Source organism: Pseudomonas sp. LFM046, assembly GCF_000949385.2.
In the GTDB taxonomy this organism is placed as follows: Bacteria; Pseudomonadota; Gammaproteobacteria; order Pseudomonadales; family Pseudomonadaceae; genus Metapseudomonas.
This window is the reverse complement of the sequence record NZ_JYKO02000001.1, coordinates 4,967,028-4,991,216: the sequence shown is the minus strand read 5'-3', so window position 1 is coordinate 4,991,216 and position 24,189 is coordinate 4,967,028. Positions and strand designations below refer to the sequence as shown.

The 24,189-nt window shown below is 62.1% G+C and carries 22 protein-coding genes, 2 tRNA genes and 1 pseudogene; 20 read left to right on the top strand and 5 right to left on the bottom strand.

Going from position 1 to position 24,189, the window contains the following annotated elements:
- Positions 1-5: 5 nt before the first annotated feature.
- Genes carB through TQ98_RS23020 form a run of 3 tightly spaced genes read left to right on the top strand, consistent with a single transcriptional unit; the run spans position 6 to position 4,124 of the window.
- On the top strand, positions 6-3,227 hold the full coding sequence (gene carB / locus TQ98_RS23030) for a carbamoyl-phosphate synthase large subunit (protein WP_044874062.1): 3,222 nt from the start codon (positions 6-8) through the stop codon (positions 3,225-3,227).
- Positions 3,224-3,700, top strand: coding sequence for a transcription elongation factor GreA (gene greA, locus TQ98_RS23025; RefSeq protein WP_044874063.1), 477 nt, complete (start codon positions 3,224-3,226; stop codon positions 3,698-3,700). The genes carB and greA overlap by 4 nt, the downstream gene beginning before the upstream one ends.
- On the top strand, positions 3,678-4,124 hold the full coding sequence (locus tag TQ98_RS23020; RefSeq protein WP_044874064.1) for a hypothetical protein: 447 nt from the start codon (positions 3,678-3,680) through the stop codon (positions 4,122-4,124). Before greA ends, TQ98_RS23020 begins: the two co-directional genes overlap by 23 nt.
- 22 nt (positions 4,125-4,146) lie before the next feature.
- Here TQ98_RS23020 and TQ98_RS23015 read toward each other — a convergent pair whose 3' ends face one another.
- A complete protein-coding gene (locus TQ98_RS23015; RefSeq protein WP_044874065.1) occupies positions 4,147-4,461 on the bottom strand; it encodes a YhbY family RNA-binding protein in 315 nt (104 codons plus the stop codon).
- 76 nt (positions 4,462-4,537) lie between these two features.
- On the opposite strand from TQ98_RS23015, the pseudogene TQ98_RS23010 reads away from it, so the two are divergent.
- The 17 genes and pseudogenes from TQ98_RS23010 (at position 4,538) to TQ98_RS22930 (ending at position 21,659) form a co-directional block, all read left to right on the top strand.
- Positions 4,538-5,048: pseudogene (locus tag TQ98_RS23010) on the top strand (RlmE family RNA methyltransferase).
- Between the two features lie 200 nt (positions 5,049-5,248).
- A complete protein-coding gene (gene ftsH / locus TQ98_RS23005; RefSeq protein ID WP_044874066.1) occupies positions 5,249-7,162 on the top strand; it encodes an ATP-dependent zinc metalloprotease FtsH in 1,914 nt (637 codons plus the stop codon).
- A 9-nt stretch (positions 7,163-7,171) separates the two neighbouring features.
- On the top strand, positions 7,172-8,023 hold the full coding sequence (folP, locus tag TQ98_RS23000; RefSeq protein WP_044874067.1) for a dihydropteroate synthase: 852 nt from the start codon (positions 7,172-7,174) through the stop codon (positions 8,021-8,023).
- A gap of 17 nt (positions 8,024-8,040) precedes the next feature.
- Positions 8,041-9,381: a phosphoglucosamine mutase gene (glmM, locus tag TQ98_RS22995; RefSeq protein WP_044874068.1), complete on the top strand. Its 1,341-nt coding sequence runs from the start codon at positions 8,041-8,043 to the stop codon at positions 9,379-9,381.
- Between the two features lie 65 nt (positions 9,382-9,446).
- Entirely contained in the window at positions 9,447-10,202 is a 756-nt protein-coding gene (tpiA, locus tag TQ98_RS22990; protein ID WP_044874069.1) for a triose-phosphate isomerase, read from the top strand.
- Between the two features lie 4 nt (positions 10,203-10,206).
- A complete protein-coding gene (secG, locus tag TQ98_RS22985; protein WP_044874070.1) occupies positions 10,207-10,590 on the top strand; it encodes a preprotein translocase subunit SecG in 384 nt (127 codons plus the stop codon).
- 10 nt (positions 10,591-10,600) lie between these two features.
- Positions 10,601-10,686: transfer RNA gene (locus TQ98_RS22980), tRNA-Leu, on the top strand.
- 97 nt (positions 10,687-10,783) lie between these two features.
- Positions 10,784-10,860 (top strand) — tRNA-Met (locus tag TQ98_RS22975).
- Between the two features lie 130 nt (positions 10,861-10,990).
- On the top strand, positions 10,991-11,449 hold the full coding sequence (rimP, locus tag TQ98_RS22970) for a ribosome maturation factor RimP (protein WP_028630011.1): 459 nt from the start codon (positions 10,991-10,993) through the stop codon (positions 11,447-11,449).
- 47 nt (positions 11,450-11,496) lie between these two features.
- Complete coding sequence (gene nusA / locus TQ98_RS22965) at positions 11,497-12,978, top strand: transcription termination factor NusA (RefSeq protein WP_044874071.1); 1,482 nt, start codon at positions 11,497-11,499, stop codon at positions 12,976-12,978.
- Between the two features lie 26 nt (positions 12,979-13,004).
- Positions 13,005-15,551: a translation initiation factor IF-2 gene (infB, locus tag TQ98_RS22960; RefSeq protein WP_044874072.1), complete on the top strand. Its 2,547-nt coding sequence runs from the start codon at positions 13,005-13,007 to the stop codon at positions 15,549-15,551.
- Positions 15,552-15,645: 94 nt separating this feature from the next.
- Positions 15,646-16,035, top strand: coding sequence for a 30S ribosome-binding factor RbfA (gene rbfA / locus TQ98_RS22955; protein ID WP_044874073.1), 390 nt, complete (start codon positions 15,646-15,648; stop codon positions 16,033-16,035).
- A 4-nt stretch (positions 16,036-16,039) separates the two neighbouring features.
- Entirely contained in the window at positions 16,040-16,957 is a 918-nt protein-coding gene (gene truB / locus TQ98_RS22950) for a tRNA pseudouridine(55) synthase TruB (protein WP_044874074.1), read from the top strand.
- 94 nt (positions 16,958-17,051) lie between these two features.
- A complete protein-coding gene (gene rpsO, locus TQ98_RS22945; protein ID WP_044874075.1) occupies positions 17,052-17,321 on the top strand; it encodes a 30S ribosomal protein S15 in 270 nt (89 codons plus the stop codon).
- Between the two features lie 153 nt (positions 17,322-17,474).
- A complete protein-coding gene (gene pnp / locus TQ98_RS22940; protein ID WP_044874076.1) occupies positions 17,475-19,583 on the top strand; it encodes a polyribonucleotide nucleotidyltransferase in 2,109 nt (702 codons plus the stop codon).
- A 92-nt stretch (positions 19,584-19,675) separates the two neighbouring features.
- Positions 19,676-21,094 (top strand): hypothetical protein, encoded by a 1,419-nt coding sequence (locus TQ98_RS22935; protein ID WP_044874077.1) that lies wholly within the window; start codon positions 19,676-19,678, stop codon positions 21,092-21,094.
- A 205-nt stretch (positions 21,095-21,299) separates the two neighbouring features.
- Entirely contained in the window at positions 21,300-21,659 is a 360-nt protein-coding gene (locus TQ98_RS22930; RefSeq protein ID WP_044874078.1) for a BON domain-containing protein, read from the top strand.
- Between the two features lie 62 nt (positions 21,660-21,721).
- Here the strand turns inward: TQ98_RS22930 and TQ98_RS22925 are convergent, their stop codons facing one another.
- Genes TQ98_RS22925 through TQ98_RS22910 form a run of 4 tightly spaced genes read right to left on the bottom strand, consistent with a single transcriptional unit; the run spans position 21,722 to position 24,185 of the window.
- A complete protein-coding gene (locus TQ98_RS22925) occupies positions 21,722-23,176 on the bottom strand; it encodes a rhomboid family intramembrane serine protease (protein WP_044874079.1) in 1,455 nt (484 codons plus the stop codon).
- A 10-nt stretch (positions 23,177-23,186) separates the two neighbouring features.
- Positions 23,187-23,477 (bottom strand): DUF2845 domain-containing protein, encoded by a 291-nt coding sequence (locus TQ98_RS22920; RefSeq protein WP_044874080.1) that lies wholly within the window; start codon positions 23,475-23,477, stop codon positions 23,187-23,189.
- Positions 23,478-23,536: 59 nt separating this feature from the next.
- Positions 23,537-23,842 carry a DUF2845 domain-containing protein gene (locus tag TQ98_RS22915; RefSeq protein WP_044874081.1) on the bottom strand — a complete coding sequence of 102 codons (306 nt, stop codon included), beginning with the start codon at positions 23,840-23,842 and terminating at the stop codon, positions 23,537-23,539.
- Positions 23,843-23,888: 46 nt separating this feature from the next.
- Complete coding sequence (locus TQ98_RS22910) at positions 23,889-24,185, bottom strand: DUF2845 domain-containing protein (protein ID WP_044874082.1); 297 nt, start codon at positions 24,183-24,185, stop codon at positions 23,889-23,891.
- Between the last annotated feature and the right edge of the window lie 4 nt (positions 24,186-24,189).

The following is a 24,189-nucleotide window of genomic DNA, read 5'->3' as shown; positions in this document are numbered from 1 at the left end:
GTCCCATGCCTAAGCGTACAGACATCAAGAGCATCCTGATCCTCGGTGCCGGCCCCATCGTGATCGGCCAGGCCTGCGAGTTCGACTACTCCGGCGCCCAGGCTTGTAAAGCCCTGAAGGAAGAAGGCTTCCGCGTCATTCTGGTGAACTCCAACCCGGCCACTATTATGACCGACCCGGCCATGGCCGACGCCACCTACATCGAGCCGATCAAATGGGCCACCGTGGCCAAGATCATCGAGAAGGAGCGCCCTGACGCCCTGCTGCCCACCATGGGTGGCCAGACCGCGCTGAACTGCGCCCTGGATCTGGAGCGTCACGGCGTGCTGGCTAAGTTCGGTGTGGAAATGATCGGCGCCAACGCCGACACCATCGACAAGGCCGAAGATCGCTCGCGCTTCGACAAGGCGATGAAGGCCATCGGCCTGGAATGCCCGCGCTCCGGCATCGCCCACAGCATGGAAGAGTCCTACGGCGTCCTGGAAAAGGTCGGCTTCCCCTGCATCATTCGTCCGTCCTTCACCATGGGCGGCACTGGTGGTGGCATCGCCTACAACCGCGAAGAGTTCGAAGAGATCTGCGCCCGCGGCCTGGACCTGTCGCCGACCAACGAGCTGCTGATCGACGAATCCCTGATCGGTTGGAAGGAATACGAGATGGAGGTTGTCCGCGACAAGAAGGACAACTGCATCATCGTCTGCTCCATCGAGAACTTCGATCCCATGGGCGTGCACACTGGTGACTCCATCACCGTCGCCCCGGCCCAGACCCTGACCGACAAGGAATACCAGATCATGCGCAACGCCTCCCTGGCGGTGCTGCGTGAGATCGGCGTCGAGACCGGTGGTTCCAACGTGCAGTTCGGTATCTGCCCGGACACCGGCCGCATGGTCGTGATCGAGATGAACCCGCGCGTATCGCGCTCCTCGGCCCTGGCCTCCAAGGCCACCGGCTTCCCGATTGCCAAGATCGCCGCCAAGCTGGCGGTCGGCTACACCCTCGACGAACTGCAGAACGACATCACCGGTGGTCGCACCCCGGCGTCCTTCGAGCCGGCGATCGACTACGTGGTGACCAAGGTCCCGCGTTTCGCCTTCGAGAAGTTCCCCAAGGCTGATGCCCGCCTGACCACCCAGATGAAGTCCGTGGGCGAGGTCATGGCCATCGGCCGTACCTTCCAGGAGTCCGTCCAGAAAGCCCTGCGTGGCCTGGAAGTGGGCGTTGCCGGCTTCGATCCCAAGCTGGACCTGAACGATCCGGAAGCCGAAAGCACCCTGCGCCGCGAGCTGACCGTACCGGGCGCCGAGCGTATCTGGTACGTGGCTGACGCCTTCCGCGCCGGCAAGACCATCGAGCAAGTCTTCGAGCTGACCAAGATCGACGAGTGGTTCCTGGTGCAGATCGAGGACCTGGTCAAGGACGAAGAGAAGGTCAAGACCCTGGGTCTGTCCGGTATCGACGCTGACCTGATGCGCAAGCTCAAGCGCAAGGGCTTCTCCGACGCTCGCCTGGCCAAGCTCCTCGGTGTGACCGAGAAGAATCTGCGCAGCCACCGCCACAAGCTGAAGGTACTGCCGGTATTCAAGCGCGTGGACACCTGCGCGGCCGAATTCGCCACCGACACCGCCTACATGTACTCCACCTACGAGGAAGAGTGCGAGGCGAACCCGTCTGGCCGCGACAAGATCATGATCCTCGGCGGCGGCCCCAACCGTATCGGCCAGGGCATCGAGTTCGACTACTGCTGCGTGCATGCCGCGCTGGCCATGCGTGAAGACGGTTACGAGACCATCATGGTCAACTGCAACCCGGAAACCGTCTCCACCGACTACGACACGTCCGACCGCCTGTACTTCGAGCCGGTAACCCTGGAGGACGTGCTGGAAATCGTCCGTGTCGAACAGCCCAAGGGCGTGATCGTGCAGTACGGCGGCCAGACTCCGCTGAAGCTTTGCCGTGCCCTGGAAGAGGCCGGCGTGCCCATCATCGGCACCAGCCCGGACGCCATCGACCGCGCTGAAGACCGTGAGCGCTTCCAGCAGATGGTGCAGCGTCTGAACCTGCGTCAGCCGGCCAACGCCACCGCGCGCAGTGAAGATGAAGCCCTGGCCCTGTCCAAGAACATCGGCTACCCGATGGTGGTGCGCCCGTCCTACGTACTGGGCGGCCGCGCGATGGAAATCGTCTACCAGGAAGAAGAGCTCAAGCGCTACATGCGTGAGGCTGTGAAGGTTTCCAACGACAGCCCGGTGCTGCTCGACCGCTTCCTCAACTGCGCCATCGAAGTCGATATCGACGCGGTGTGCGACGGTGAGACCGTGGTGATCGGCGCCATCATGCAGCACATCGAACAGGCCGGCGTGCACTCTGGCGACTCCGCCTGCTCGCTGCCGCCGTATTCGCTGCCGCAGCACATCCAGGACGAGATTCGCGAGCAGGTGAAGAAGATGGCCCTCGAGCTGGGCGTCGTCGGTCTGATGAACGTGCAGATGGCTGTGCAGGGAGAGGACATCTACGTCATTGAGGTGAACCCGCGCGCTTCTCGTACCGTGCCGTTCGTCTCCAAGTGCATCGGCGAATCCCTGGCCAAAGTGGCCGCCCGTGTCATGGCCGGCAAGACCCTGGCGGAGATCGGCTTCACCAAGGAAATCATCCCGCCGTTCTTCAGCGTCAAGGAAGCGGTGTTCCCCTTCGCCAAGTTCCCGGGCGTTGACCCGATCCTCGGTCCGGAAATGAAGTCCACCGGTGAGGTGATGGGTGTGGGTGACACCTTCGGCGAAGCCTTCGCCAAGTCCCAGCTGGGCGCCAGCGAGATCCTGCCGAACACCGGCACCGCTTTCATCAGTGTGCGCGAGGATGACAAGGCCCAGGCCATTGCGGTCGCCCGTGACCTGATCGGGTTGGGCTTCGAGGTCGTCGCCACCGCCGGCACCGCCAAGGTGATCGAGGCTGCCGGTCTGCCGGTGCGCCGCGTGAACAAGGTGACGGAAGGCCGTCCCCATGTCGTTGACATGATCAAGAACGATGAGGTTACCCTCATCATCAACACCACTGAGGGGCGTCAGTCCATTGCTGACTCCTACTCGATCCGTCGTAACGCCCTGCAGCACAAGATCTACTGCACCACCACTATCGCGGCTGGTCAGGCGATCTGTGAGGCGCTCAAGTTCGGTCCCGAGAAGACCGTGCGCCGCTTGCAGGATCTCCATGCAGGAATCAAGGCATGACCAAATTTCCGATGACCGTCCAAGGCGCTCGCGCCCTGGAAGACGAACTGAAACACCTGAAATCCGTGATGCGTCCGCAGATCACTCAGGCCATCGCCGAAGCGCGTGAACTGGGCGACCTGAAGGAAAACGCCGAATACCATGCCGCCCGCGAACAGCAGGGCATGGTCGAGGCTCGCATCCGTGATATCGAAGGGCGCCTGCAAAATGCCCAGGTCATCGATGTTGCGTCGTTGCCCCACACCGGCAAGGTGATCTTCGGTGTGACCGTGGATATCGCGAACGTCGACACTGACGAGACCGTGACCTATCAGATCGTCGGCGACGACGAAGCTGACATCAAACAGGGCAAGCTGTCGGTCAGCTCCCCCATCGCCCGTGCCCTGGTGGGCAAGGAAGAAGGGGACGTGGTGACCGTCAAGACTCCGAGCGGCGTCGTCGAGTACGAGATTGTCGAAGTCCGTCACGTCTGATCGTTCGCCCTTTCGGGCCGGCGCCATTGCCTGGCAGCTGGCCCAGACCTTCTGGGTTGGCGGCCTCTGGCTGCTGCACTTCGTCATGCTGCCGGCGCTGGGCCGCATTGGCCTTGCGCCAATGCTGGTGGATGAAGTGGCCGCCACGCTACGGCCCCTGCTGGTGGCGTTCGCTGGTTTCTGTGCTTTGATTCAGGCCCTGCTGCTGATTCAGCACGCAGGGCTTGTGCGTCTCTGGGGAGACGCGCGCGCGCAGTTGCTGGCCGCAGTGTTGGCCCTGGTGGTGGTATTTCTGCTGGTGCGCTTCTGGCTGCCGGAGGCGTTGTACTGGCTGAATTTCAGCTATCTGTTGCTGGCCTTCTGTGGCCTGCTGCTGGTGATCCAGCCCTTGCCGGCGAAGCGGGTGGAGGGCCGGGCGCGCTGAGGGCGCGCCCTTGGCGGTAGGCTTAGAGGCCGCTGAAACGGCTGATGTTGGACAGGTTGCGGTTCGGCTTGGGGTTGCGGCGATAGACCAGCGCCATCTTGCCGATGACCTGAACCAGCTCGCAGTTGCCGGCAGCGCAGAGTTCCTCGATCAGGGCGCGGCGGTCGTCGCGCTCGATGATGCGGAACTGGACCTTGATCAGTTCATGATCGTTCAGCGCGCGATCGAGTTCGGCCAGCACACCCTCGGTCAGACCATTTTCGGCCACCGTCAATACCGGTTTCAGATGATGACCGATAGATTTGTATTGCTTCTTGTGCTCCTGAGAGAGCGGCATAATCAGACCCCTGCGAAAAAAGGCTGGTAGTTTACCCGAGTGATTCCGGGGCGCACAGCCGAACACGAGGTATCCCGTGGTCCGTTCCAAGACTAGCCGTCATCGGCTGGAAGAACACTTCGATGATCTGCACGTCTGAATGGCGCAGAAGGACGATTACCGTTCCTGCGGCAGCTACAAGCTGCTCGAGACTCAGGATAAGGACCGCATCCGGCTTCCTGGAAATGGATAGCATTCCCGATGTAACGGTCGTTCAGGGTGATTTCACTGATGATGAAGGCTTCTCGCGCCTTATCGAGGCGATCAGTGACAACCCGGCAGACCTTGTGATTTCGAAATTGACCCCCAATATGGGTGGAGTGAGGGTGCCGACCAGCAGGGCGCCATGTATCGGTGCAAGCTGGCGGGACGAGCGTTCTGCTCCCGGCGGCGAATTCCTGGCCAAGATCTTCCAGGGCGAAGGCTTCGACGCGTACCGAAAGCCGGTGCGCGAAATGTTCGGCAAGGTGCAGGTGCGCAAGCCGCTTTCGTCGCGTGACCGCTCGTGCGAGCAATCCCTGCTCGCGCGCGGCTTCCGTGGGGAATAGACTGCAACGGTGACCTGACCCACCGGTCCCGTTTCAATGGGCTCGGCACCGCAGGGAGGCCGTCAGGTCTCATAAAGGGTTACAGACGGCGCCTGCCAGGGGCAGGGGTTGTGTAGTAAGTTAGGCCGGTTAATCACCAGCCGTCATGCGGGGTGCGCTCCAGGAAGGGGCCCGTTCCAGAGGGTAGCTAATTGAACGACATGGCAAAAAATCTCATCTTGTGGCTGATCATCGCCGCTGTGCTTGTCACGGTGATGAACAATTTCTCAAGCCCGAGCGAACCGCAGACCCTTAACTACTCGGAATTCATCGAGCAGGTTAAAGAAGGCAAGGTCGAGCGCGTGACGGTCGATGGTTTCGTCATCACCGGCAAGCGGAACGATGGCGAACCCTTCAAGACCATTCGTCCGGCGATTCAGGATGGCGGCCTGATCGGCGACCTGATCGACAACAACGTCATCATCGAAGGCAAGCAGCCCGAGCAGCAGAGCATCTGGACTCAGTTGCTGGTGGCCAGCTTCCCGATCCTCGTGATTATTGCCGTCTTCATGTTCTTCATGCGCCAGATGCAGGGCGGCGGCGGTGGTCGCGGCGGCCCGATGAGCTTTGGCAAGAGCAAGGCGCGCCTGCTGTCGGAAGACCAGGTCAAGACCACCTTTGCTGACGTTGCCGGTTGCGACGAAGCCAAGGAAGAGGTCAGCGAGCTGGTGGAGTTCCTTCGTGATCCGGGCAAGTTCCAGCGTCTGGGCGGTCGGATTCCCCGTGGCGTGCTGATGGTCGGCCCGCCCGGTACTGGTAAGACCCTGCTGGCCAAGGCCATTGCCGGTGAGGCCAAGGTGCCGTTCTTCACCATCTCCGGTTCCGACTTCGTCGAAATGTTCGTTGGTGTGGGTGCGTCCCGCGTCCGCGACATGTTCGACCAAGCCAAGAAACATGCTCCTTGCATCATCTTCATCGACGAGATCGACGCTGTTGGTCGCCACCGTGGCGCTGGCCTGGGCGGTGGTCATGACGAGCGCGAGCAGACCCTCAACCAGTTGCTGGTGGAGATGGACGGCTTCGAAATGAATGACGGCATCATCGTGATCGCCGCCACCAACCGTCCTGACGTACTGGACCCGGCACTGTTGCGTCCGGGCCGCTTTGACCGCCAGGTGGTGGTCGGCCTGCCGGATATCCGCGGTCGCGAGCAGATCCTCAAAGTGCATATGCGCAAGGTGCCCATGGGCGACGACGTCGATCCGGCAGTCATTGCGCGCGGTACTCCGGGCTTCTCCGGTGCCGACCTGGCCAACCTGGTCAACGAGGCCTCGCTCTTCGCTGCCCGCGTGAACAAGCGCCTGGTCGAGATGAAGGAGTTCGAACTGGCCAAGGACAAGATCATGATGGGCGCCGAGCGCAAATCCATGGTCATGTCCGAGAAAGAGAAGCTCAATACTGCGTACCACGAGGCGGGCCACGCCATCGTTGGTCGCCTGGTTCCCGAGCATGATCCGGTCTACAAGGTGTCCATCATTCCCCGTGGTCGCGCCCTGGGCGTGACCATGTTCCTCCCCGAGGAAGATCGCTACAGCCTGTCCAAGCGTGCGCTGATCAGCCAGATCTGCTCGCTCTTCGGCGGCCGTATCGCGGAAGAGATGACCCTGGGTTTCGATGGCGTGACCACTGGCGCGTCCAACGACATCATGCGTGCCACCCAGATCTCCCGGAACATGGTGACCAAGTGGGGCCTTTCCGAGAAACTCGGTCCGCTGATGTACGCGGAAGAGGAGGGCGAGGTGTTCCTCGGTCGTAGCGCAGGAGCCCAGCACGCCAACGTGTCCGGTGAAACCGCGAAGCTGATCGACGAAGAAGTGCGCCGGATCATCGACGAGTGCTACGCCACCGCCAAGCGCCTGCTGGTGGAGAACCGCGACAAGCTCGACATGATGGCTGAAGCCCTGATGAAGTACGAGACCATCGACTCCGAGCAGATCGACGACATCATGGCTGGCCGTGCGGCTCGCGAGCCCAAAGACTGGCAGGGTGGTTCCGGCGCCTCGGGTACTCCTGCTCCGCGCGAGGAGGCCAAGCGCCCCGAAACTCCCATCGGCGGGCCGGCAGGCGAACACTAAGGCTCGTAGATGAAGTCAGTGCAGTACCAGACCCGGTTGCCTTGCGGCAGCCGGGTTCTTGATTTGGCCCAGCCGCAGGTGATGGGCATCCTCAATGTCACTCCCGATTCCTTCTCCGATGGCGGTCGCTTCAGCGGGCGTGATGCTGCGTTGCGCCACGCCGCGGAGATGGTCGCCGCGGGGGCGACCTTGATCGACGTCGGTGGCGAGTCCACTCGGCCTGGGGCGCGTCCGGTGTCCCCAACCGAGGAACTGGAGCGCGTCGCGCCGGTGGTTGAGGCCATCGCCCGCGAGCTGGACGTGGTGATTTCCCTGGATACTTCCACTCCCGCAGTGATGCGCGAAGGTGCACGCCTCGGGGCTGGAATGATCAATGACGTGCGTGCCCTGCGTCGTGACGGCGCCCTGGATGCTGCGGCGGATTCCGGTCTCTCGGTCTGCCTGATGCACATGCTGGGCGAGCCCGGGAATATGCAGCAGGACCCGCAATACCAGGACGTCGTAGGGGAAGTGCAGAGTTTCCTGGCGGAGCGCATGCAGGCGTGCGTTGCCGCGGGCATTCCGGCCGACCGGATCGTCCTTGATCCAGGGTTCGGGTTCGCCAAGACGCTGGCCCACAACCTGAGCCTGTTCAAGCATCTCGAGGCGCTGCACGTTTTGGGGCTTCCCCTGCTGGTCGGCGTTTCACGCAAGAGCATGATTGGTCAGACGCTGGGGCGGGAAGTCGATCAGCGTCTGTATGGCAGTCTTGCCCTGGCCGCTCTCGCGGTCGCGAAGGGCGCCTGCATCCTGCGCGTGCATGATGTCGCGGAAACCGTCGACGTCGTACGCATGATCGCCGCAGTGCAAGCGGCGGAATAAGAAACACGGAGCATTTCATGAGCAGAAAGTATTTCGGCACCGACGGTATTCGCGGCCGGGTTGGCCAGTTCCCGATTACTCCGGATTTCATGCTCAAGCTTGGCTGGGCCGCCGGCATGGCGTTCCGCAAGCAAGGCAAGTGCCGCATCCTGATTGGCAAGGACACCCGGATTTCCGGCTACATGTTCGAGTCCGCCCTTGAGGCTGGCCTGCTGGCGGCTGGTGCTGACGTGATGCTGCTCGGCCCGATGCCGACGCCTGCCATTGCCTACCTGACACGCACGTTCCTGGCTGATGCCGGCATCGTCATCAGTGCGTCTCACAATCCGCACCACGACAACGGCATCAAGTTCTTCTCCGGCAAGGGCGCCAAGCTGTCGGACGAGGTGGAGTTGATGATCGAGGAGCTGCTGGACCAGCCCATGACGGTGGTGGAGTCGGAGCAGCTGGGTAAGGTTTCCCGCATCAACGACGCCGCTGGTCGCTACATCGAGTTCTGCAAGAGCACCACCCCCATCAGCACCGACTTTGCCGGTCTGAAGATCGTGCTGGACTGCGCGCACGGTGCCACATACAAGGTTGCTCCGAGCGTCTTTCGTGAGCTGGGTGCACAGGTAAGTGTGCTCGCTGCGCAGCCCAATGGCCTCAACATCAATGACGATTGCGGCTCCACCCACATGGCCAGCCTGCAGGCGGCCGTGGTTGAGCAGAATGCGGACCTCGGCATCGCCTTCGATGGTGACGGCGACCGCGTACTGATGGTCGATCACACTGGCACGGTGGTGGATGGTGACGAGCTGATTTACCTGATCGCTCGCGACCTGCATAACCGCGACAAGCTGAGTGGCGGTGTAGTCGGTACCCTGATGAGCAACCTGGGCCTGGAACTGGCGCTCAAGGAACTCGAAGTCCCGTTCGTTCGTGCGAAGGTCGGCGACCGTTATGTGATGAGCGAACTCAAGGCCAATGGCTGGACCCTGGGCGGCGAGAACTCCGGTCATATCGTCTGCAGCCACTTCACAACCACGGGGGATGCCATCATCTCCGCCCTTCAGGTGCTGCTAGCCCTGCAGCGCAGTGGTCAGTCCCTGGCCGAAGCGCGCCAGGGCATGCGCAAGTGCCCGCAGGTGCTGATCAACGTGCGTTACGCTGGTGGTGATGTGGACCCGGTCAATCATCCTGCGGTGAAGGAGGCTTCGGCCCGAGTCACCGAGCAGATGGCGGGTCGTGGTCGGGTGCTGCTGCGCAAGTCCGGCACCGAACCTTTGGTCCGCGTGATGGTGGAAGGCGACGACGAGAGCCTTGTGCGCGGTCATGCGGAAGAGCTGGCGAAAGTCGTTAAAGAGGTATGTGCTTGATTTGTCTTGCTACTTGGAAATCTCTTGGGTAATATCTGCGCCCACTTTGATCGACGAGATTCAGCATGCGCCGACCTCTGGTAGCCGGTAACTGGAAAATGCACGGTACCCGCGCCAGTGTCGCAGAGCTGATCAAAGGCTTGCGCCAATTGGTCCTGCCTGCTGGTGTCGAAGTCGCGGTCATGCCGCCCGCTCTGTACATCGATCAGGCCATTCAAGGTCTGGTGGGCAATTCGATTGCCGTAGGTGCGCAGGATTGTGCGGTGGAGCCGGTGCAGGGAGCCCTCACCGGAGAGATCGCGGCAAGCCAGCTGGCGGACGTGGGTTGCAGTCTGGTCCTGGTTGGTCATTCGGAGCGTCGTCTGATTCTGGGCGAAAGTGACGAAGTGGTGAGTCGCAAATTTGCTGCTGCTCAATCCTGTGGTCTGGTGCCGGTGCTTTGCATTGGTGAGACCCTGGAGCAGCGCGAGGCTGGCAAAACGCTCGATGTGGTTGGGCGTCAGCTGGCAAGTGTGATCGAAGAGCTTGGTGTGGGCGCGTTTGCGCAAGCGGTAATTGCTTATGAGCCGGTTTGGGCAATAGGCACGGGGCTGACGGCCTCGCCGCAGCAGGCTCAGGAAGTTCACGCAGCTATCCGCTCGCAGCTGTCGGCCGAAAGCGCCGAAGTGGCAAGTGGTGTACGGATTCTGTACGGCGGCAGCGTTAAGGCGGCCAGCGCGGCTGACTTGTTCGGCATGCCGGATATCGATGGGGGGCTCATTGGTGGTGCCTCCCTGAATGCGGATGAATTCGGTGCGATCTGTCGCGCCGCAGGAAGCTGACAAGATGCTGGAAACAGTCGTAATTGTGGTGCACCTGCTGGGGGCTCTGGGCGTTGTTGGTCTGGTGCTGGTGCAGCAGGGTAAAGGTGCGGATGCTGGCGCCTCGTTCGGTGCCGGTGCTTCGGCAACCGTTTTCGGAAGCCAAGGTTCCGCTACCTTTTTGAGTAGGTTTACTGCTATACTCGCCGCGGTTTTTTTCATTACCAGCCTGGGCTTAGCGTTCTTCGCTAAAGAAAAGGCTGAGGCGCTGAGCAAAGTAGGTCTGCCGGATCCGGCGGCTCTCGAAGTTCAGCCCGCCAAGCCGGCAGCTGATGATGTGCCGGTGCTCGAAGAGCAGAAGCCTGCCACCCAGTCGGGTGATGTGCCTCAGGCTCCAGAGCAGAAGTAAGGCAAGTTTTGCCGAGGTGGTGGAATTGGTAGACACGCTACCTTGAGGTGGTAGTGGCCATAGGCTGTAGGGGTTCGAGTCCCCTCCTCGGTACCATATAAAGAGAGGCCCGCAGCAATGCGGGCTTTCTTCTTCGCGGGATGTTCGGTTGACCATGCAAGGTGCTGGCCGTATACTCTCGCACCAGCTTTGACGCGGGGTGGAGCAGTCTGGTAGCTCGTCGGGCTCATAACCCGAAGGTCGTTGGTTCAAATCCAGCCCCCGCAACCAGTAGTCGCGAAGCCCCTTTTTAGGGGCTTTTTGCTAGCTGGACAGTTGACCTCCGATCACAGATCAGACGGTTTGAAGGGATGGGCGTTTCGCCCATTTTTTATTTGCACAGCATGCGAGAGGCGATCAGGTGTCGAGCAAGCTAGAACAGTTGCAGGCCTTGTTGGCCCCGGTAGTCGAAGCGCTCGGTTATCAGTGCTGGGGCATCGAGTTCCTGTCCCAAGGGCGGCATTCTCTGCTGCGGATCTATATCGATCACGAAAACGGCATCCTGGTCGACGACTGCGAGAAGGTCAGTCGGCAGATCAGTGGCGTGCTCGATGTCGAGGACCCGATCAGTAGTGAATACACCCTGGAAGTATCTTCGCCGGGCATGGACCGTCCGCTGTTTACCCTTGAGCAGTTCGCGGCCCACGCCGGTGAGCTGGTCAAGATCAAGCTGCGTTCTCCCTTTGAAGGACGACGCAATTTTCAGGGGCTTCTCCGCGGGGTGGAGGAGCAGGACGTGGTGGTTCTTATCGAAGACCGCGAGTTCCTCCTGCCGATCGAGCTGATCGACAAGGCCAACATCATTCCCCGTTTTGACTGAGACGCGGATCCCGCGGATCCAATGGATTGCGAAAGGCGAGGCGTACGATGAGCAAAGAAGTACTGCTGGTTGTTGAGTCGGTATCCAACGAAAAGGGTGTACCGGCCGGCGTGATTTTCGAGGCGCTGGAGCTGGCCCTGGCCACTGCTACCAAAAAACGTTATGAGGACGAAGTCGACCTGCGCGTGTCGATCAATCGTCACAACGGTAACTACGATACCTTCCGTCGTTGGACCGTGGTCGAAGAGACCGATTTCGAGGATCCGGCTATCCAGCTGACCCTTGATCAGGCCCAGGAGCGGGATTCGAACGCCAAGATCGGCGACATCATCGAAGAGAAGATCGAGTCCATCGAGTTCGGCCGCATCGCTGCCCAGACCGCCAAGCAGGTCATCGTGCAGAAAGTGCGCGAGGCTGAGCGTGCTCAGGTGGTGGAGGCCTATCGCGAGAAGCTGGGCGACATCATTTCCGGCACCGTGAAGAAGGTCACCCGTGACAACGTGATCGTCGACCTGGGCAACAACGCCGAAGCCCTGCTGGCTCGCGAGGACATCATTGCTCGTGAGACTTTCCGCGTCGGCGCCCGTGTCCGCGCCCTGCTGAAGGAAATCCGCACCGAAAACCGCGGTCCGCAGCTGATCCTGTCGCGCACCGCGCCGCAGATGCTGATCGAGCTGTTCCGCATTGAAGTGCCGGAAATCGCCGAAGAGCTGATCGAAGTGATGGCCGCTTCCCGTGATCCGGGTTCCCGCGCCAAGATCGCCGTTCGCTCCAAGGACAAGCGCATCGACCCGCAGGGCGCCTGCATCGGCATGCGTGGTTCCCGCGTCCAGGCCGTTTCCGGCGAACTGGGCGGTGAGCGCGTCGACATCGTCCTGTGGGACGACAACCCCGCGCAGTTCGTGATCAACGCCATGGCTCCGGCCGAGGTGGTAGCAATCATCGTCGACGAAGATGCCCATGCCATGGACATCGCCGTTGCCGAAGACAACCTGGCCCAGGCTATCGGCCGTGGCGGCCAGAACGTGCGCCTGGCCAGCCAGTTGACTGGCTGGACGCTGAACGTGATGACCGAAGCGGACATCCAGGCCAAGCAGCAAGCTGAAACCGGCGACATCCTGCGCGCCTTCGTCGAAGAACTGGAAGTGGACGAAGAGCTGGCCCAGGTACTGGTTGAAGAAGGTTTCACCAGCCTGGAAGAAATCGCCTACGTACCCATGGAAGAAATGCTCAGCATCGACGGCTTCGATGAAGAAATCGTCAACGAGCTGCGCGCACGTGCGAAGGATCGTCTGCTGACCAAGGCCATCGCGACCGAAGAAAAACTGGCGGATGCCCAGCCTGCCGAAGACCTGCTTTCCCTGGAAGGCATGGACAAGGATCTGGCTGTTGAACTCGCCGTACGTGGCGTAATTAACCGCGAAGACCTGGCCGAGCAGTCGATCGACGACCTGCTCGACATCGACGGCATGGACGAAGAGCGTGCCGGCAAGCTGATCATGGCCGCCCGAGCCCATTGGTTCGAGTAAGTATTGCGGCCTGAGGAGAGAAGTGCATGACGCAAGTCACGGTGAAAGAACTGGCCCAGGTGGTCGATACACCGGTGGAGCGCCTGCTGCTGCAGATGCGCGAGGCGGGATTGCCGCACACCAGCGCCGAGCAAGTTGTGACCGACAACGAGAAGCAGGCCCTGCTGGCCCATCTCAAGAGCAGCCACGGCGAGCGCGTGGAAGAGCCGCGCAAGATTACCTTGCAGCGCAAGACCACCACCACGCTGAGGGTTGCCGGCAGCAAGACCATCAACGTCGAAGTGCGTAAGAAGAAGACCTACGTCAAGCGCAGCCCCGACGAGATCGAGGCCGAGCGTCAGCGTGAGCTTGAAGAGCAACGTGCAGCGGAAGAGGCTGCTCGTGTGAAGGCCGAGGAAGAAGCTCGCCAGCGCGCCGAAGAGGCCGCTCGCCGCGAAGCTGACGCCCGCGCCAAGGCGACTGCCGAGGTATCGAAGGTAGACGCCGCTCCGGTGGTCGAAGCTGTTGCTGCCGCTCCGGCTGCCGCTCCCGCTTCCGCCGCAGCTCCGGGTACCGCTGCAGCTGCAGCGGGCGCTGAGCGCAAGAAGGAAGAGCCTCGTCGTCCCGAGCGTGCTCGTGACGAAGATGATCGCCGGGACCGCAAGCACGCGCAGCACCGTCCTTCCCTCAAGGAGAAGGAAAAGGCTCCGGCTCCCCGCGTGGCTCCGCGTAGCACCGACGAAGAGAGCGATGCCTTTGGTCGTCGCGGCGGTGGCCGTGGCGGCAAGTCCAAGCTGAAGAAGCGTAACCAGCACGGGTTCCAGAGCCCGACAGGACCGATCGTGCGTGAAGTCAGCATTGGCGAGACCATCACCGTGGCCGAACTGGCTGCCCAGATGGCCGTCAAGGGCGCAGAAGTCGTCAAATTCATGTTCAAGATGGGCACCCCGGTGACCATCAACCAGGTGCTCGATCGCGAGACCGCCCAACTGATCGCCGAAGAACTCGGCCACAAGGTCAAGCTGGTCAACGAGAACGCCCTGGAAGAGCAACTGGCCGAATCCCTGAAGTTCGAAGGCGAGGCCCTGACCCGTGCACCGGTCGTGACCGTGATGGGTCACGTCGACCACGGCAAGACCTCTCTGTTGGACTACATCCGCCGTACCAAGGTGGCCAGCGGTGAGGCGGGTGGTATCACCCAGCATATCGGTGCCTACCACGTGGAAACCGATCGCGGCATGGTGACCTTCCTGGACACCCCCGGCCACGCGGCGTTCACCGCCATGCGTGCTCGTGGTGCCAAGGCCACCGACATCGTCATCCTGGTCGTGGCGGCCGACGACGGCGTGATGCCGCAGACCGTGGAAGCCGTGCAGCACGCGAAAGCGGCTGGCGTGCCGATCGTGGTCGCGGTCAACAAGATGGACAAGCCGGAAGCCAACCCGGACAACATCAAGAACGGTCTGGCCGCGCTGGATGTGATCCCGGAAGAGTGGGGCGGCGACACCCAGTTCGTACCCGTGTCGGCCAAGGCCGGTACCGGCGTCGATGAACTGCTGGAAGCCGTGCTGCTGCAGGCCGAAGTACTGGAACTTACTGCGACCCCGTCGGCCCCTGGCCGTGGTGTCGTGGTCGAGTCCCGTCTGGACAAGGGCCGTGGCCCGGTAGCCACCGTGCTGGTCCAGGACGGTACTCTGCGTCAGGGCGACATGGTCCTCTGCGGCGTCAACTATGGCCGCGTCCGCGCCATGCTCGACGAAAACGGCAAGCCGGTGAAAGAAGCTGGCCCGGCCATCCCGGTCGAGATCCTCGGTCTGGACGGTACTCCGGATGCTGGTGACGACCTGACCGTGGTTTCCGACGAGAAGAAAGCCCGCGAAGTGGCCTTGTTCCGTCAGGGCAAGTTCCGCGAGGTCAAGCTGGCTCGCCAGCAGTCCTCCAAGCTGGAGAACATCTTCGAAAGCATGGGCCAGGACGAGAAGAAGACCCTCAACATCGTGCTCAAGTCCGATGTGCGTGGTTCTCTCGAGGCCCTGCAGGGCGCCCTGGCCGACATCGGCAACGAGGAAGTTCAGGTGCGTGTGGTCGGTGGCGGTGTCGGTGGTATCACCGAGAGCGACGCCAACCTGGCGCTGGCGTCCAACGCCGTGCTGTTCGGCTTCAACGTGCGTGCCGATGCCGGCGCGCGCAAGATCGTCGAGCAGGAAGGTCTGGACCTGCGCTACTACAACATCATCTACGACATCATCGAAGACGTTAAGAAAGCACTGTCCGGCATGCTGGGCAGCGAAGTCCGGGAGAACATCCTGGGTATCGCCGAGGTGCGTGACGTGTTCCGTTCGCCGAAGTTTGGCGCGATCGCCGGCTGCATGGTTACCGAAGGTCTGGTACACCGCAACCGCCCGATCCGCGTACTGCGCGACGACGTGGTGATCTTCGAAGGCGAACTGGAATCCCTGCGCCGCTTCAAGGACGACGTGTCCGAGGTGCGTGCCGGCATGGAGTGCGGTATCGGCGTGAAGAGCTACAACGACGTCAAGGTCGGCGACAAGATCGAAGTCTTCGAGAAGGTCCAGGTGGCGCGTACCCTGTAAGGGCGGCGCCAGCCACAAGCCGGGAGCCAGGAGCAGGAAGCCAATGCTTTCTTCTCCTGGCTTTCGGCTTTTAAGCGTTCATGAGTGAAACGAAATGGCTAAAGACTACAGCCGTACCCAGCGCATCGGCGATCAGATGCAGCGCGAACTGGCGCTGCTGATCCAGCGGGAAATCAAGGACCCGCGCCTGGGCCTGGTAACCATTACCGCGGTCGACGTGAGCCGCGACCTGTCCCACGCCAAGGTGTTCATCACCGTGATGGGGCAGGACGACAACGCCGAGAAGATCCAGCTGAACCTGGGCATCCTGCAGGATGCCGCCGGGTTCCTGCGCATGCAGATTGGCAAGGCCATGAAGCTGCGTAGCGTGCCCCAGCTGCACTTCCACTACGACGCCAGCATCCGCCGCGGCGCCGAGCTGTCGGCGCTGATCGAGCGTGCCGTGGCGGAAGACCGCAAGCACCCGGGCAACGACGGGGAGTGATGGCGTGGCCCAGGTGAAACGAATCCGCCGCAATGTCAGCGGTGTGCTGATCCTCGACAAGCCTCGGGGCATGAGTTCCAACCAGGCACTGCAGAAGGTGCGCTGGCTGCTTAATGCCGAGAAGGCCGGCCACACTGGCAGCCTCGACCCACTGGCCACCGGCGTGCTGCCGTTGTGCTTCGGTGAGGCAACCAAGTTCTCCCAGTACCTGCTGGATGCCGACAAAGGCTACGAGACCCTGGCCCAGCTGGGTGTCACCACCTCCACCGGCGACGCCGAGGGCGAGGTGGTCGAGCGTCGCGACGTGACCGTTGGTCGCCCGGAGATCGAAGCACTGCTTCCCCGTTTCCGTGGTGAAATCAAACAGATACCGCCGATGTACTCCGCCCTGAAGAAGGACGGACAGCCCCTCTACAAGCTGGCCCGTGCTGGCGAAGTAGTGGAGCGCGAAGCGCGTTCTGTTACTATTGCGCGCTTGGATTTGCTGGCCTGTGAAAACAGCCAGGCAAGACTGGCCGTAGCCTGCAGCAAGGGCACCTATATCCGCACCCTGGTCGAGGATCTCGGCCAGGCCTTGGGATGCGGAGCCCATGTCGCGGAACTGCGCCGGACCCAGGCGGGCCCCTTCGTACTGGCCCAGGCGATAAGCCTGGAGACCCTGGAGAAGGCCCACGCCGAAGGCGGCAATGAGGCACTGGACCAGTTCCTCCTGCCGGTCGACAGCGGGCTGGAGCACTGGCCCCTGATCCAGCTGACTGAGCACAGCGCCTACTACTGGCTTCACGGCCAGCCGGTGCGGGCTCCGGAAGCGCCGAAGTTCGGCATGATGCGGGTACAGGATCATACCGGTCGCTTCATCGGTATCGGTGAAGTGAGCGATGACGGGCGCGTAGCGCCGCGTCGACTGATTCGGTCGGAGTGACCGATCCGAGGATGGCTGTTAATAGGCACGGTCATTCCTCTTTTTTGAACACGGGACGCAGGTTCCGGCCTATTACTCTCAGAGGAAGCCCAACATGGCACTGAGCGTTGCTGAAAAAGCCCAGATCGTTAACGAGTACAAGCAAGCTGAAGGCGATACCGGTTCTCCGGAAGTGCAGGTTGCCCTGCTGACCGCCAACATCAACAAGCTGCAGGATCACTTCAAGGCCAACGGCAAGGACCACCACTCCCGTCGTGGTCTGATCCGCATGGTTAACCAGCGCCGCAAGCTGCTGGACTACCTGAAGGGTAAGGACACCTCTCGTTACAGCGCCCTGATCGGTCGTCTGGGTCTGCGTCGCTAAGCGACTCAGATGAGCTGGAAGCTGGAAAACCGGAAGCTGGACATCGTTCCAGCTTTCGGCTTTCCAGCTTCTGGTTTTTTAAGGGATTGAAACGGGTCCGACTCCCGACTCTCCCACGATTTCCCCCAAGGCAACACAGAGAAGGAAAACACCGTGAACCCGGTAATCAAGAAGTTCCAGTTCGGTCAATCGACCGTCACCCTCGAGACTGGCCGAATCGCCCGTCAAGCTTCCGGTGCCGTTCTGGTCACCATGGATGAAGACGTCACCGTGCTGGTGACTGTGGTTGGCGCCAAGCAAGCCGACCCGGGCAAGGGTTTCTTCCCGCTGTCCGTTCATTACCAAGAAAAAACCTACGCTGCTGGCCGCATCCCCGGTGGCTTCTTCAAGCGTGAAGGCCGTCCTTCCGAGAAGGAAACCCTGACCTCGCGCCTGATCGACCGCCCGATCCGTCCGCTGTTCCCGGAAGGTCTCCTGAACGAAGTTCAGGTCATCTGCACCGTGGTTTCCACCAATAAGAAGACCGATCCGGATATCGCTTCCATGATCGGTACCTCTGCCGCCCTGGCGATCTCTGGCATTCCGTTCAATGGCCCGATCGGTGCCGCTCGCGTGGCCTACCACGAAGACGCCGGCTACCTGCTGAACCCGACCTACGAGCAGCTGAAAGCCTCTGCCCTGGACATGGTCGTGGCTGGTACTGAAGACGCCGTGCTGATGGTTGAATCCGAAGCTCAAGAGCTGACCGAAGACCAGATGCTGGGCGCCGTACTCTTCGCCCACCAGGAATTCCAGTCCGTGATCACCGCGGTCAAGGAATTTGCTGCCGAAGCTGGCAAGCCTGCCTGGAACTGGACCGCCCCGGCCGAAAACACCGCCCTGCTCAGCGCCATCAAGGCCGAGTTCGGCGAGGCCATCTCCCAGGCCTACACCATCACCATCAAGCAGGATCGCTACAACCGTCTGGACGAGCTGCGTGACCAGGTCATCGCCCGCTTTGCTGGCGAGGAAGAAGGCCAGTTCCCGGGTGGCGAAGTGAAAGACGCTTTCGGTCTGCTGGAATACCGCACCGTTCGCGAGAACATCGTCAACGGCAAGCCGCGTATCGACGGCCGTGACACCCGCACCGTTCGCCCGCTGAAGATCGAAGTCGGCGTACTGGACAAGACCCACGGTTCCGCCCTGTTCACCCGTGGCGAAACCCAGGCCCTGGTAGTCGCGACCCTCGGTACCGCCCGCGACGCTCAGCTGCTGGACACCCTGGAAGGCGAGCGCAAGGACGCCTTCATGCTGCACTACAACTTCCCGCCCTTCTCGGTCGGTGAGTGCGGTCGTATGGGTAGCGCCGGTCGCCGCGAAATCGGCCACGGCCGCCTGGCCCGTCGTGGTGTTTCCGCCATGCTGCCGAAGGGCGACGATTTCCCCTACACCATCCGCGTGGTTTCCGAAATCACCGAGTCCAACGGCTCCAGCTCCATGGCTTCCGTTTGCGGCGCCTCCCTGGCCCTGATGGACGCCGGCGTGCCGATGAAGGCGCCGGTTGCCGGTATCGCCATGGGTCTGGTGAAGGAAGGTGACAAGTTCGCCGTCCTGACCGACATCCTCGGTGACGAAGACCACCTGGGCGACATGGACTTCAAGGTAGCCGGTACCGCCAAGGGCGTGACCGCGCTGCAGATGGACATCAAGATCAACGGCATCACCGAAGAGATCATGGAGATCGCTCTGGAGCAGGCTCTGGAAGCGCGCCTGAACATCCTCGGCCAGATGAACCAGGTGATCGCCGAGTCCCGCAGCGAGTTGTCCGCCAACGCCCCGACCATGATTGCCATGAAGATCGAGCCGGACAAGATCCGCGACGTGATCGGCAAGGGCGGCGCCACCATCCGCGGCATTTGCGAAGAGACCAAAGCTTCCATCGACATCGAAGACGATGGCAGCGTGAAGATCTTCGGCGAGACCAAGGAAGCCGCCGAGGCCGCGCGTCAGCGCGTTCTGGGTATCACCGCTGAAGCCGAAATCGGCAAGGTGTACGTGGGCAAGGTCGAGCGCATCGTCGACTTCGGCGCCTTCGTCAACATCCTGCCGGGCAAGGACGGTCTGGTGCACATTTCGCAAATCAGCGACAAGCGCATCGACAAGGTCACCGACGTTCTGCAGGAAGGCCAGGAAGTGAAAGTCCTGGTGCTGGACGTGGACAACCGCGGCCGCATCAAGCTGTCGATGAAGGACGTAGAAGCTGCCGAAGCTTCCGGCGTCTGATAATCGTCACGCAATAGAAGAGAGGGCCCCTTGCGGGCCCTCTTTTTTTGCCTGGACAATGGCCAACCGCCATCGCGCCAGGAACCCACGTCATGGACAAGACGCTCTGCCAGTACCACCCCGCCCAGCCCGCCACCTGGCATTGCGCCCCCTGCCAGCGCCACTTCGGCGACTGCTGCATTCCGCTCAATGCCGATGCCCCGGATGACAGCCCCGTTTGTCCGCTGTGTCGCACCTCGCTGACCTTCCTCGGTGCCGCGAACACCGCCCAGCCCTTCTGGGAGCGCCTGCCGCAGTTCTTCGTCTATGGCCTGCAGACCGGCCCCCTGGCATTCAGCGCCTTGCTGGCCCTCGCCGGCCTGTTCATGCCCCGCTCGTTGTTCCTCTGGGTCACCTTGCTGAGCGTGGCCACCAAGTATTTCCACAGCGTGATCGAATCCAGCAGCGAAGGGCAGCGTGAAGCGCCCAGCTTGCTCGATGCTTTCGGGGGTGACGGTTTTTCGCTCTTCTTCAAGCAGATGGCGGTATTCGCCACCGCCCTGGCCGCGCTCTGGCTGGCGGCGGACTTCAACAGCGAAGTCATCTTCTGGGTGGTCAACATCGCCATCATCCTGCTCCTGCCCGCGAGCATCATCCGCCTTGCTCTGAGCAAGGAACTGGGCTCCGCCCTGAGCCCCGACGAGGTGGGCGAAGTGATCCGTGCCATGGGTTGGCGTTACCTGATCCTCTGCGCTTTCCTGTTCATCCTCTGGCAGTCACCCAGCTATGTGGCCTGGATGCTTTCCGGCGGCCTGCCCAGGGTGGTGCTGATGCCCATCGCCACCTTCCTCTTCGGCTACTTCGGCGTGGTGATGTGCAGCATGATGGGCTACGCCGTGTTCCAGTATCAGGGCGCCCTGGGCTTTGCGATCGCGGAAGAAGGCGCCCAGCAAGGCCTGCCCGAAAACGAATGGCATCGTCGCAAGGCGTTGGCCGAAGCCGAGATACGCCTGAAGGAAGGCCAGAGCGACGGCGCCCTGGAGACCCTGTCCAATGCGTTGCGGCGTGACCCTGACGACCTGCGGCTGAACGAGCGCTTCCACCAGTTGCTATTTGGCCTGGGCGCCCGCGAGCGCTGCCTCCGCCACCTGGACCACTACCTGCCCCTGGCCGCCCGGCAGAATCCCGCCCTGGCCGCTACCGCCCTGCTCAATGCTCGACAGCTCGACGCAGACTTCCTGCCCGCCGATGCCCTGGTCTGCGAACAGGTCGCCGCCGCGTTGCTGGACCGTCACAAGGTGCGCGAAGGTCTGAGCCTGCTGCGCAACCTGCACCAGCGCTTCCCGAATTACCCGCATATCGCACGTGCCTACCTGCTCGCAGCCCGCGGCTTTGCTGAAGGATTGGGGCAGGTGGAGGCGGCGCAGAAGCTGCTGGCGTTCATCCGTACCCGCTATCCCGCCTCGCCATTGCTGGATCAGGTCAGCGCTCTGGAGGGCACGCTTTCCCGGCTGGAGAACGCCGCCCGCTGAGCCCGTCTAGTCGTGCAGCCTGCAAGCGAACTCGGCCGCGAACGTGCAGGCTGCACGCCGTATGAATTTCTGGCTAAACGCCATCTCATTGATTCAATTAGGTTTATTTTTTCGGGGAGGCTGGCACAGCCCTTGCGGCATTCCGGGCAAGCCCGCGGTCGGGAGTCGGCCGTGGACGTCCCGAAGAAAAGAGGAGATGTGCCTCATGAAACAGTCTTTCATCAAGTGGACTTTCGCCGCTGTCACTGCTTCCGCCCTGAGCCTGCCGTTCGCGATCGGTGCCTACGCAGAAACCAGCGGTCACACGATACTGGCAGCCAACGAGACCTTGCAGAAAGCCGAAGAGGTGGTCTCCGATACCTGGATCACCAGCAAGGTCAAATCCAAATTCCTGGCTGACAAGAACCTCAGCGGTATGGACATCAATGTCGAGACCAATCAGGGCGTGGTGGCGCTGTCAGGTGAGGTGAAGTCCAATGCCGAGCGCGAACTCGCCATCGAGACCGCCAAGAAGATCAAGGGTGTTACTGCGGTGTCCGCTGACGGCCTGACGTCCGCCGACTAAGCCGTCACCCTGCACGGAAGAAAGAAGGCCCCGCCAATGCGGGGCCTTTCATGCATGGCAGCTCAGCGCGCCAGGTGCTGCTGATAGAGCGCCAACTGGCGGGTCTGCTCGGCGTCGGGGAAGGTCCGTCGCAGGTACTGGCCAAGTTCAGCCACTGCGCGAAGGTCCTGACGCTGGCCCAGTTGCTTGGCCAACTGCAGGGTCAGGCCGGGTAGCTGGGCCGGTGCCGGGTCCGCCTGGCTGAGCCGACGCCAGGGGGCCAGGGCGCGGCTGCTGTCGCCAGCTTTGATCAGCCGCTGCAGCAGGTGCAGGAGTACCGCCGGATGCTGCAGGAGCCGTTGCTGCGGGTCGGCGACATCGTCCGCCAGTTTCTGCAAAAGCGGCAGCGCCGCGGCCTGTTCAGGCAGGCTGAACAATTGCTTCAGCACGGCGCCCAGCAGGGCCTTGTCCTGGCGCCCCTTGGCCAGCGGGTAGAGACGTTCCAGCAAAGCCAGCCGGCCGGGATAACGCTGCAGCAGGTCCAGGCCCCGGGGCACCGCCTGGTCCAGGGCGAAGCGGCCGATCAACTGGTCCAGGGCGGCCAGTTCGCGCTTGAACGGTGCGTCCGGGTCTTCCTTGCTCAGATAGGCCTCGTCCACCTTGAGGAAGCCCGACCGGTGCAGCATCCAGGTGGCGAGGAAACCGAAGGCCAACCCGCCGAGGTGGGCGTAGTAGTTCACATGGTCATCGGCCAGCAGCACGCCGTACAGTTCCTTGCCGAGCCAGGCGGGGAATATCCACAGGGCGGGGGCCTTGAAGTAGCCGATCAGCGGGCCCAGCCAGTAGAAGAACCTGATCTTGCGCAGGCCGTACACGCCGATGGTCATGCCCATCAGCCCCGAGACCGCGCCCGAGGCGCCGATGCCGGAGACCCAGGCCGGGTCCAGTGCCCACCAGAGCAGGTGCGAGGCCAAGCCGCTGGCGAGGTAGAGGCCGAGGTAGACCCAGCGCCCCAGAGCGGCTTCCAGGGCGAAGCCGCAGATGAACAGGAAGATCATGTTGCCCAGCAGGTGGTCGAAGCTGCCGTGCAGGAACATGGCGCCGAACAGCCCCTGGACGCTGAACTTGTTGGGGATGAAGCCGAAGCGCTGGGCGCTGATCCTGTCGCGCGCCTCCTCGGCCTTCTGTCGTGCCTGCTGCCAGGCGGGATCAGCCTGGTACGCCGGGGCACGGTGCAGCCAGTCCTCGAACTCCAAGTCGCGAAGGATCACTGCTGCCAGGTCCTGGCGGCGCATGGCGTCCACCGCGTTGCGTTGTTCGGTGTCGAGTTTTTCCCGTGCCGTCAGGTGGTCGATGAACAGGGCACGCTCGCGGTTGAGCAGGCCACCGTCGAGGTACACCTTCTGCGCTTCTTCGGCCCTTTCCCGGTCACCGCCCTGGTAACCGATGTAGATCAGGGTATTGAGCAGGATCAGCAGCAGGGTGATGACCGGCGGCCGCCGCCAGTCCAGGGGTTGTTCAGCGGGGAGAATGATCATGGCGCGCGGCTCAGTTGCGCTTGCTGTCGATTTCGCTGAGGCGGCCGCCGACGAATCTCAGGTAGTGGTACATACCGTTGCTCGGCCCGTAGATCCATTCCTCCACCTGCATTTCCTCGCGCCCGTTGGCGGTTTCCGAGTAGCCGATCAGGTCGCGGGAAGCAGGTTCGCCGCATTTGCGCAGCACTTCCACGCTGCGATCGCCGAGGCTCACCAGGTTGCTTTCACAGCGGTAGGTACTGGCATTGGCCCCAGAGGCCAGGAGGAGGGCAAGGGCGAAGAGGCTAACGGCGGCTTTCATGGGGCGGGCATCCTGTCCGTGGAAAAGGCACTGAGCCTAGCATCCCGCCCGAAGGCCTGTCAGTTGCCGCGCTTGCTGTCGATATTCCGCAGCCGATTGCCCTCGAAACGGAGGAATTGGTACATGCCGTTGCGCGGGCCATAGATCCATTCCTCGACCCGGACTTCATTGCGCTGGTAGTACTCGTCGATGACTTCCTTGAAGCCGAGATCGGCGCGGCTTACCGGTTCGCCGCATTTCTCCAGCACTTCGCTGGTGGTGTCGTCGAGGCTGACCAGGTTGCTGTTGCAACGCAGGGTGGAGGATGCCTGGGCAGTGCCAAGGGCCAGCAGCAGGGGCAGGCAGAGAAGGGGGCGGAGGTTCACGGAAAGGCTCGAATTGTGGTGGATGGGCGACAGCCTACACCCGGTGTCAGGGGCCGCGCTTGGTTTCGATGCGCACCAGGCGGTTGGCCTCGAAGGTGAGGATGCGAAGCATGCCGTTGTTGGGCCCGTAGACCCATTCCTCGACGACGAACTCACGATTGTCGTAAGAGCCCAGGGTGTAGCCGACGAGGTCGCGATGGACTGGCTCGCCGCACTTCTGCAGGACTTCGAAAGTGCGGTCGCCGAGGCTGACCAGCTTGCTGCCGCAGCGCATGGTATCAGCCCCGGCCCAGGCCTCAGTGGACAGGGCGAGCGCCAGCAGGGCAAACGGCAGCGTGCGCATGGGG

Excerpts from the sequence above, each read along its gene's own strand:
- carB (WP_044874062.1), top strand. The coding sequence starts at position 6 with ATGCCTAAGCGTACAGACATCAAGAGCATCCTGATCCTCGGTGCCGGC.
- greA (WP_044874063.1), top strand. The coding sequence starts at position 3,224 with ATGACCAAATTTCCGATGACCGTCCAAGGCGCTCGCGCCCTGGAAGAC.
- TQ98_RS23015 (WP_044874065.1), bottom strand. The coding sequence starts at position 4,461 with ATGCCGCTCTCTCAGGAGCACAAGAAGCAATACAAATCTATCGGTCAT.
- ftsH (WP_044874066.1), top strand. The coding sequence starts at position 5,249 with ATGGCAAAAAATCTCATCTTGTGGCTGATCATCGCCGCTGTGCTTGTC.
- folP (WP_044874067.1), top strand. The coding sequence starts at position 7,172 with ATGAAGTCAGTGCAGTACCAGACCCGGTTGCCTTGCGGCAGCCGGGTT.
- glmM (WP_044874068.1), top strand. The coding sequence starts at position 8,041 with ATGAGCAGAAAGTATTTCGGCACCGACGGTATTCGCGGCCGGGTTGGC.
- tpiA (WP_044874069.1), top strand. The coding sequence starts at position 9,447 with ATGCGCCGACCTCTGGTAGCCGGTAACTGGAAAATGCACGGTACCCGC.
- secG (WP_044874070.1), top strand. The coding sequence starts at position 10,207 with ATGCTGGAAACAGTCGTAATTGTGGTGCACCTGCTGGGGGCTCTGGGC.
- nusA (WP_044874071.1), top strand. The coding sequence starts at position 11,497 with ATGAGCAAAGAAGTACTGCTGGTTGTTGAGTCGGTATCCAACGAAAAG.
- infB (WP_044874072.1), top strand. The coding sequence starts at position 13,005 with ATGACGCAAGTCACGGTGAAAGAACTGGCCCAGGTGGTCGATACACCG.
- rbfA (WP_044874073.1), top strand. The coding sequence starts at position 15,646 with ATGGCTAAAGACTACAGCCGTACCCAGCGCATCGGCGATCAGATGCAG.
- rpsO (WP_044874075.1), top strand. The coding sequence starts at position 17,052 with ATGGCACTGAGCGTTGCTGAAAAAGCCCAGATCGTTAACGAGTACAAG.
- TQ98_RS22935 (WP_044874077.1), top strand. The coding sequence starts at position 19,676 with ATGGACAAGACGCTCTGCCAGTACCACCCCGCCCAGCCCGCCACCTGG.
- TQ98_RS22930 (WP_044874078.1), top strand. The coding sequence starts at position 21,300 with ATGAAACAGTCTTTCATCAAGTGGACTTTCGCCGCTGTCACTGCTTCC.
- TQ98_RS22925 (WP_044874079.1), bottom strand. The coding sequence starts at position 23,176 with ATGATCATTCTCCCCGCTGAACAACCCCTGGACTGGCGGCGGCCGCCG.
- TQ98_RS22920 (WP_044874080.1), bottom strand. The coding sequence starts at position 23,477 with ATGAAAGCCGCCGTTAGCCTCTTCGCCCTTGCCCTCCTCCTGGCCTCT.
- TQ98_RS22910 (WP_044874082.1), bottom strand. The coding sequence starts at position 24,185 with ATGCGCACGCTGCCGTTTGCCCTGCTGGCGCTCGCCCTGTCCACTGAG.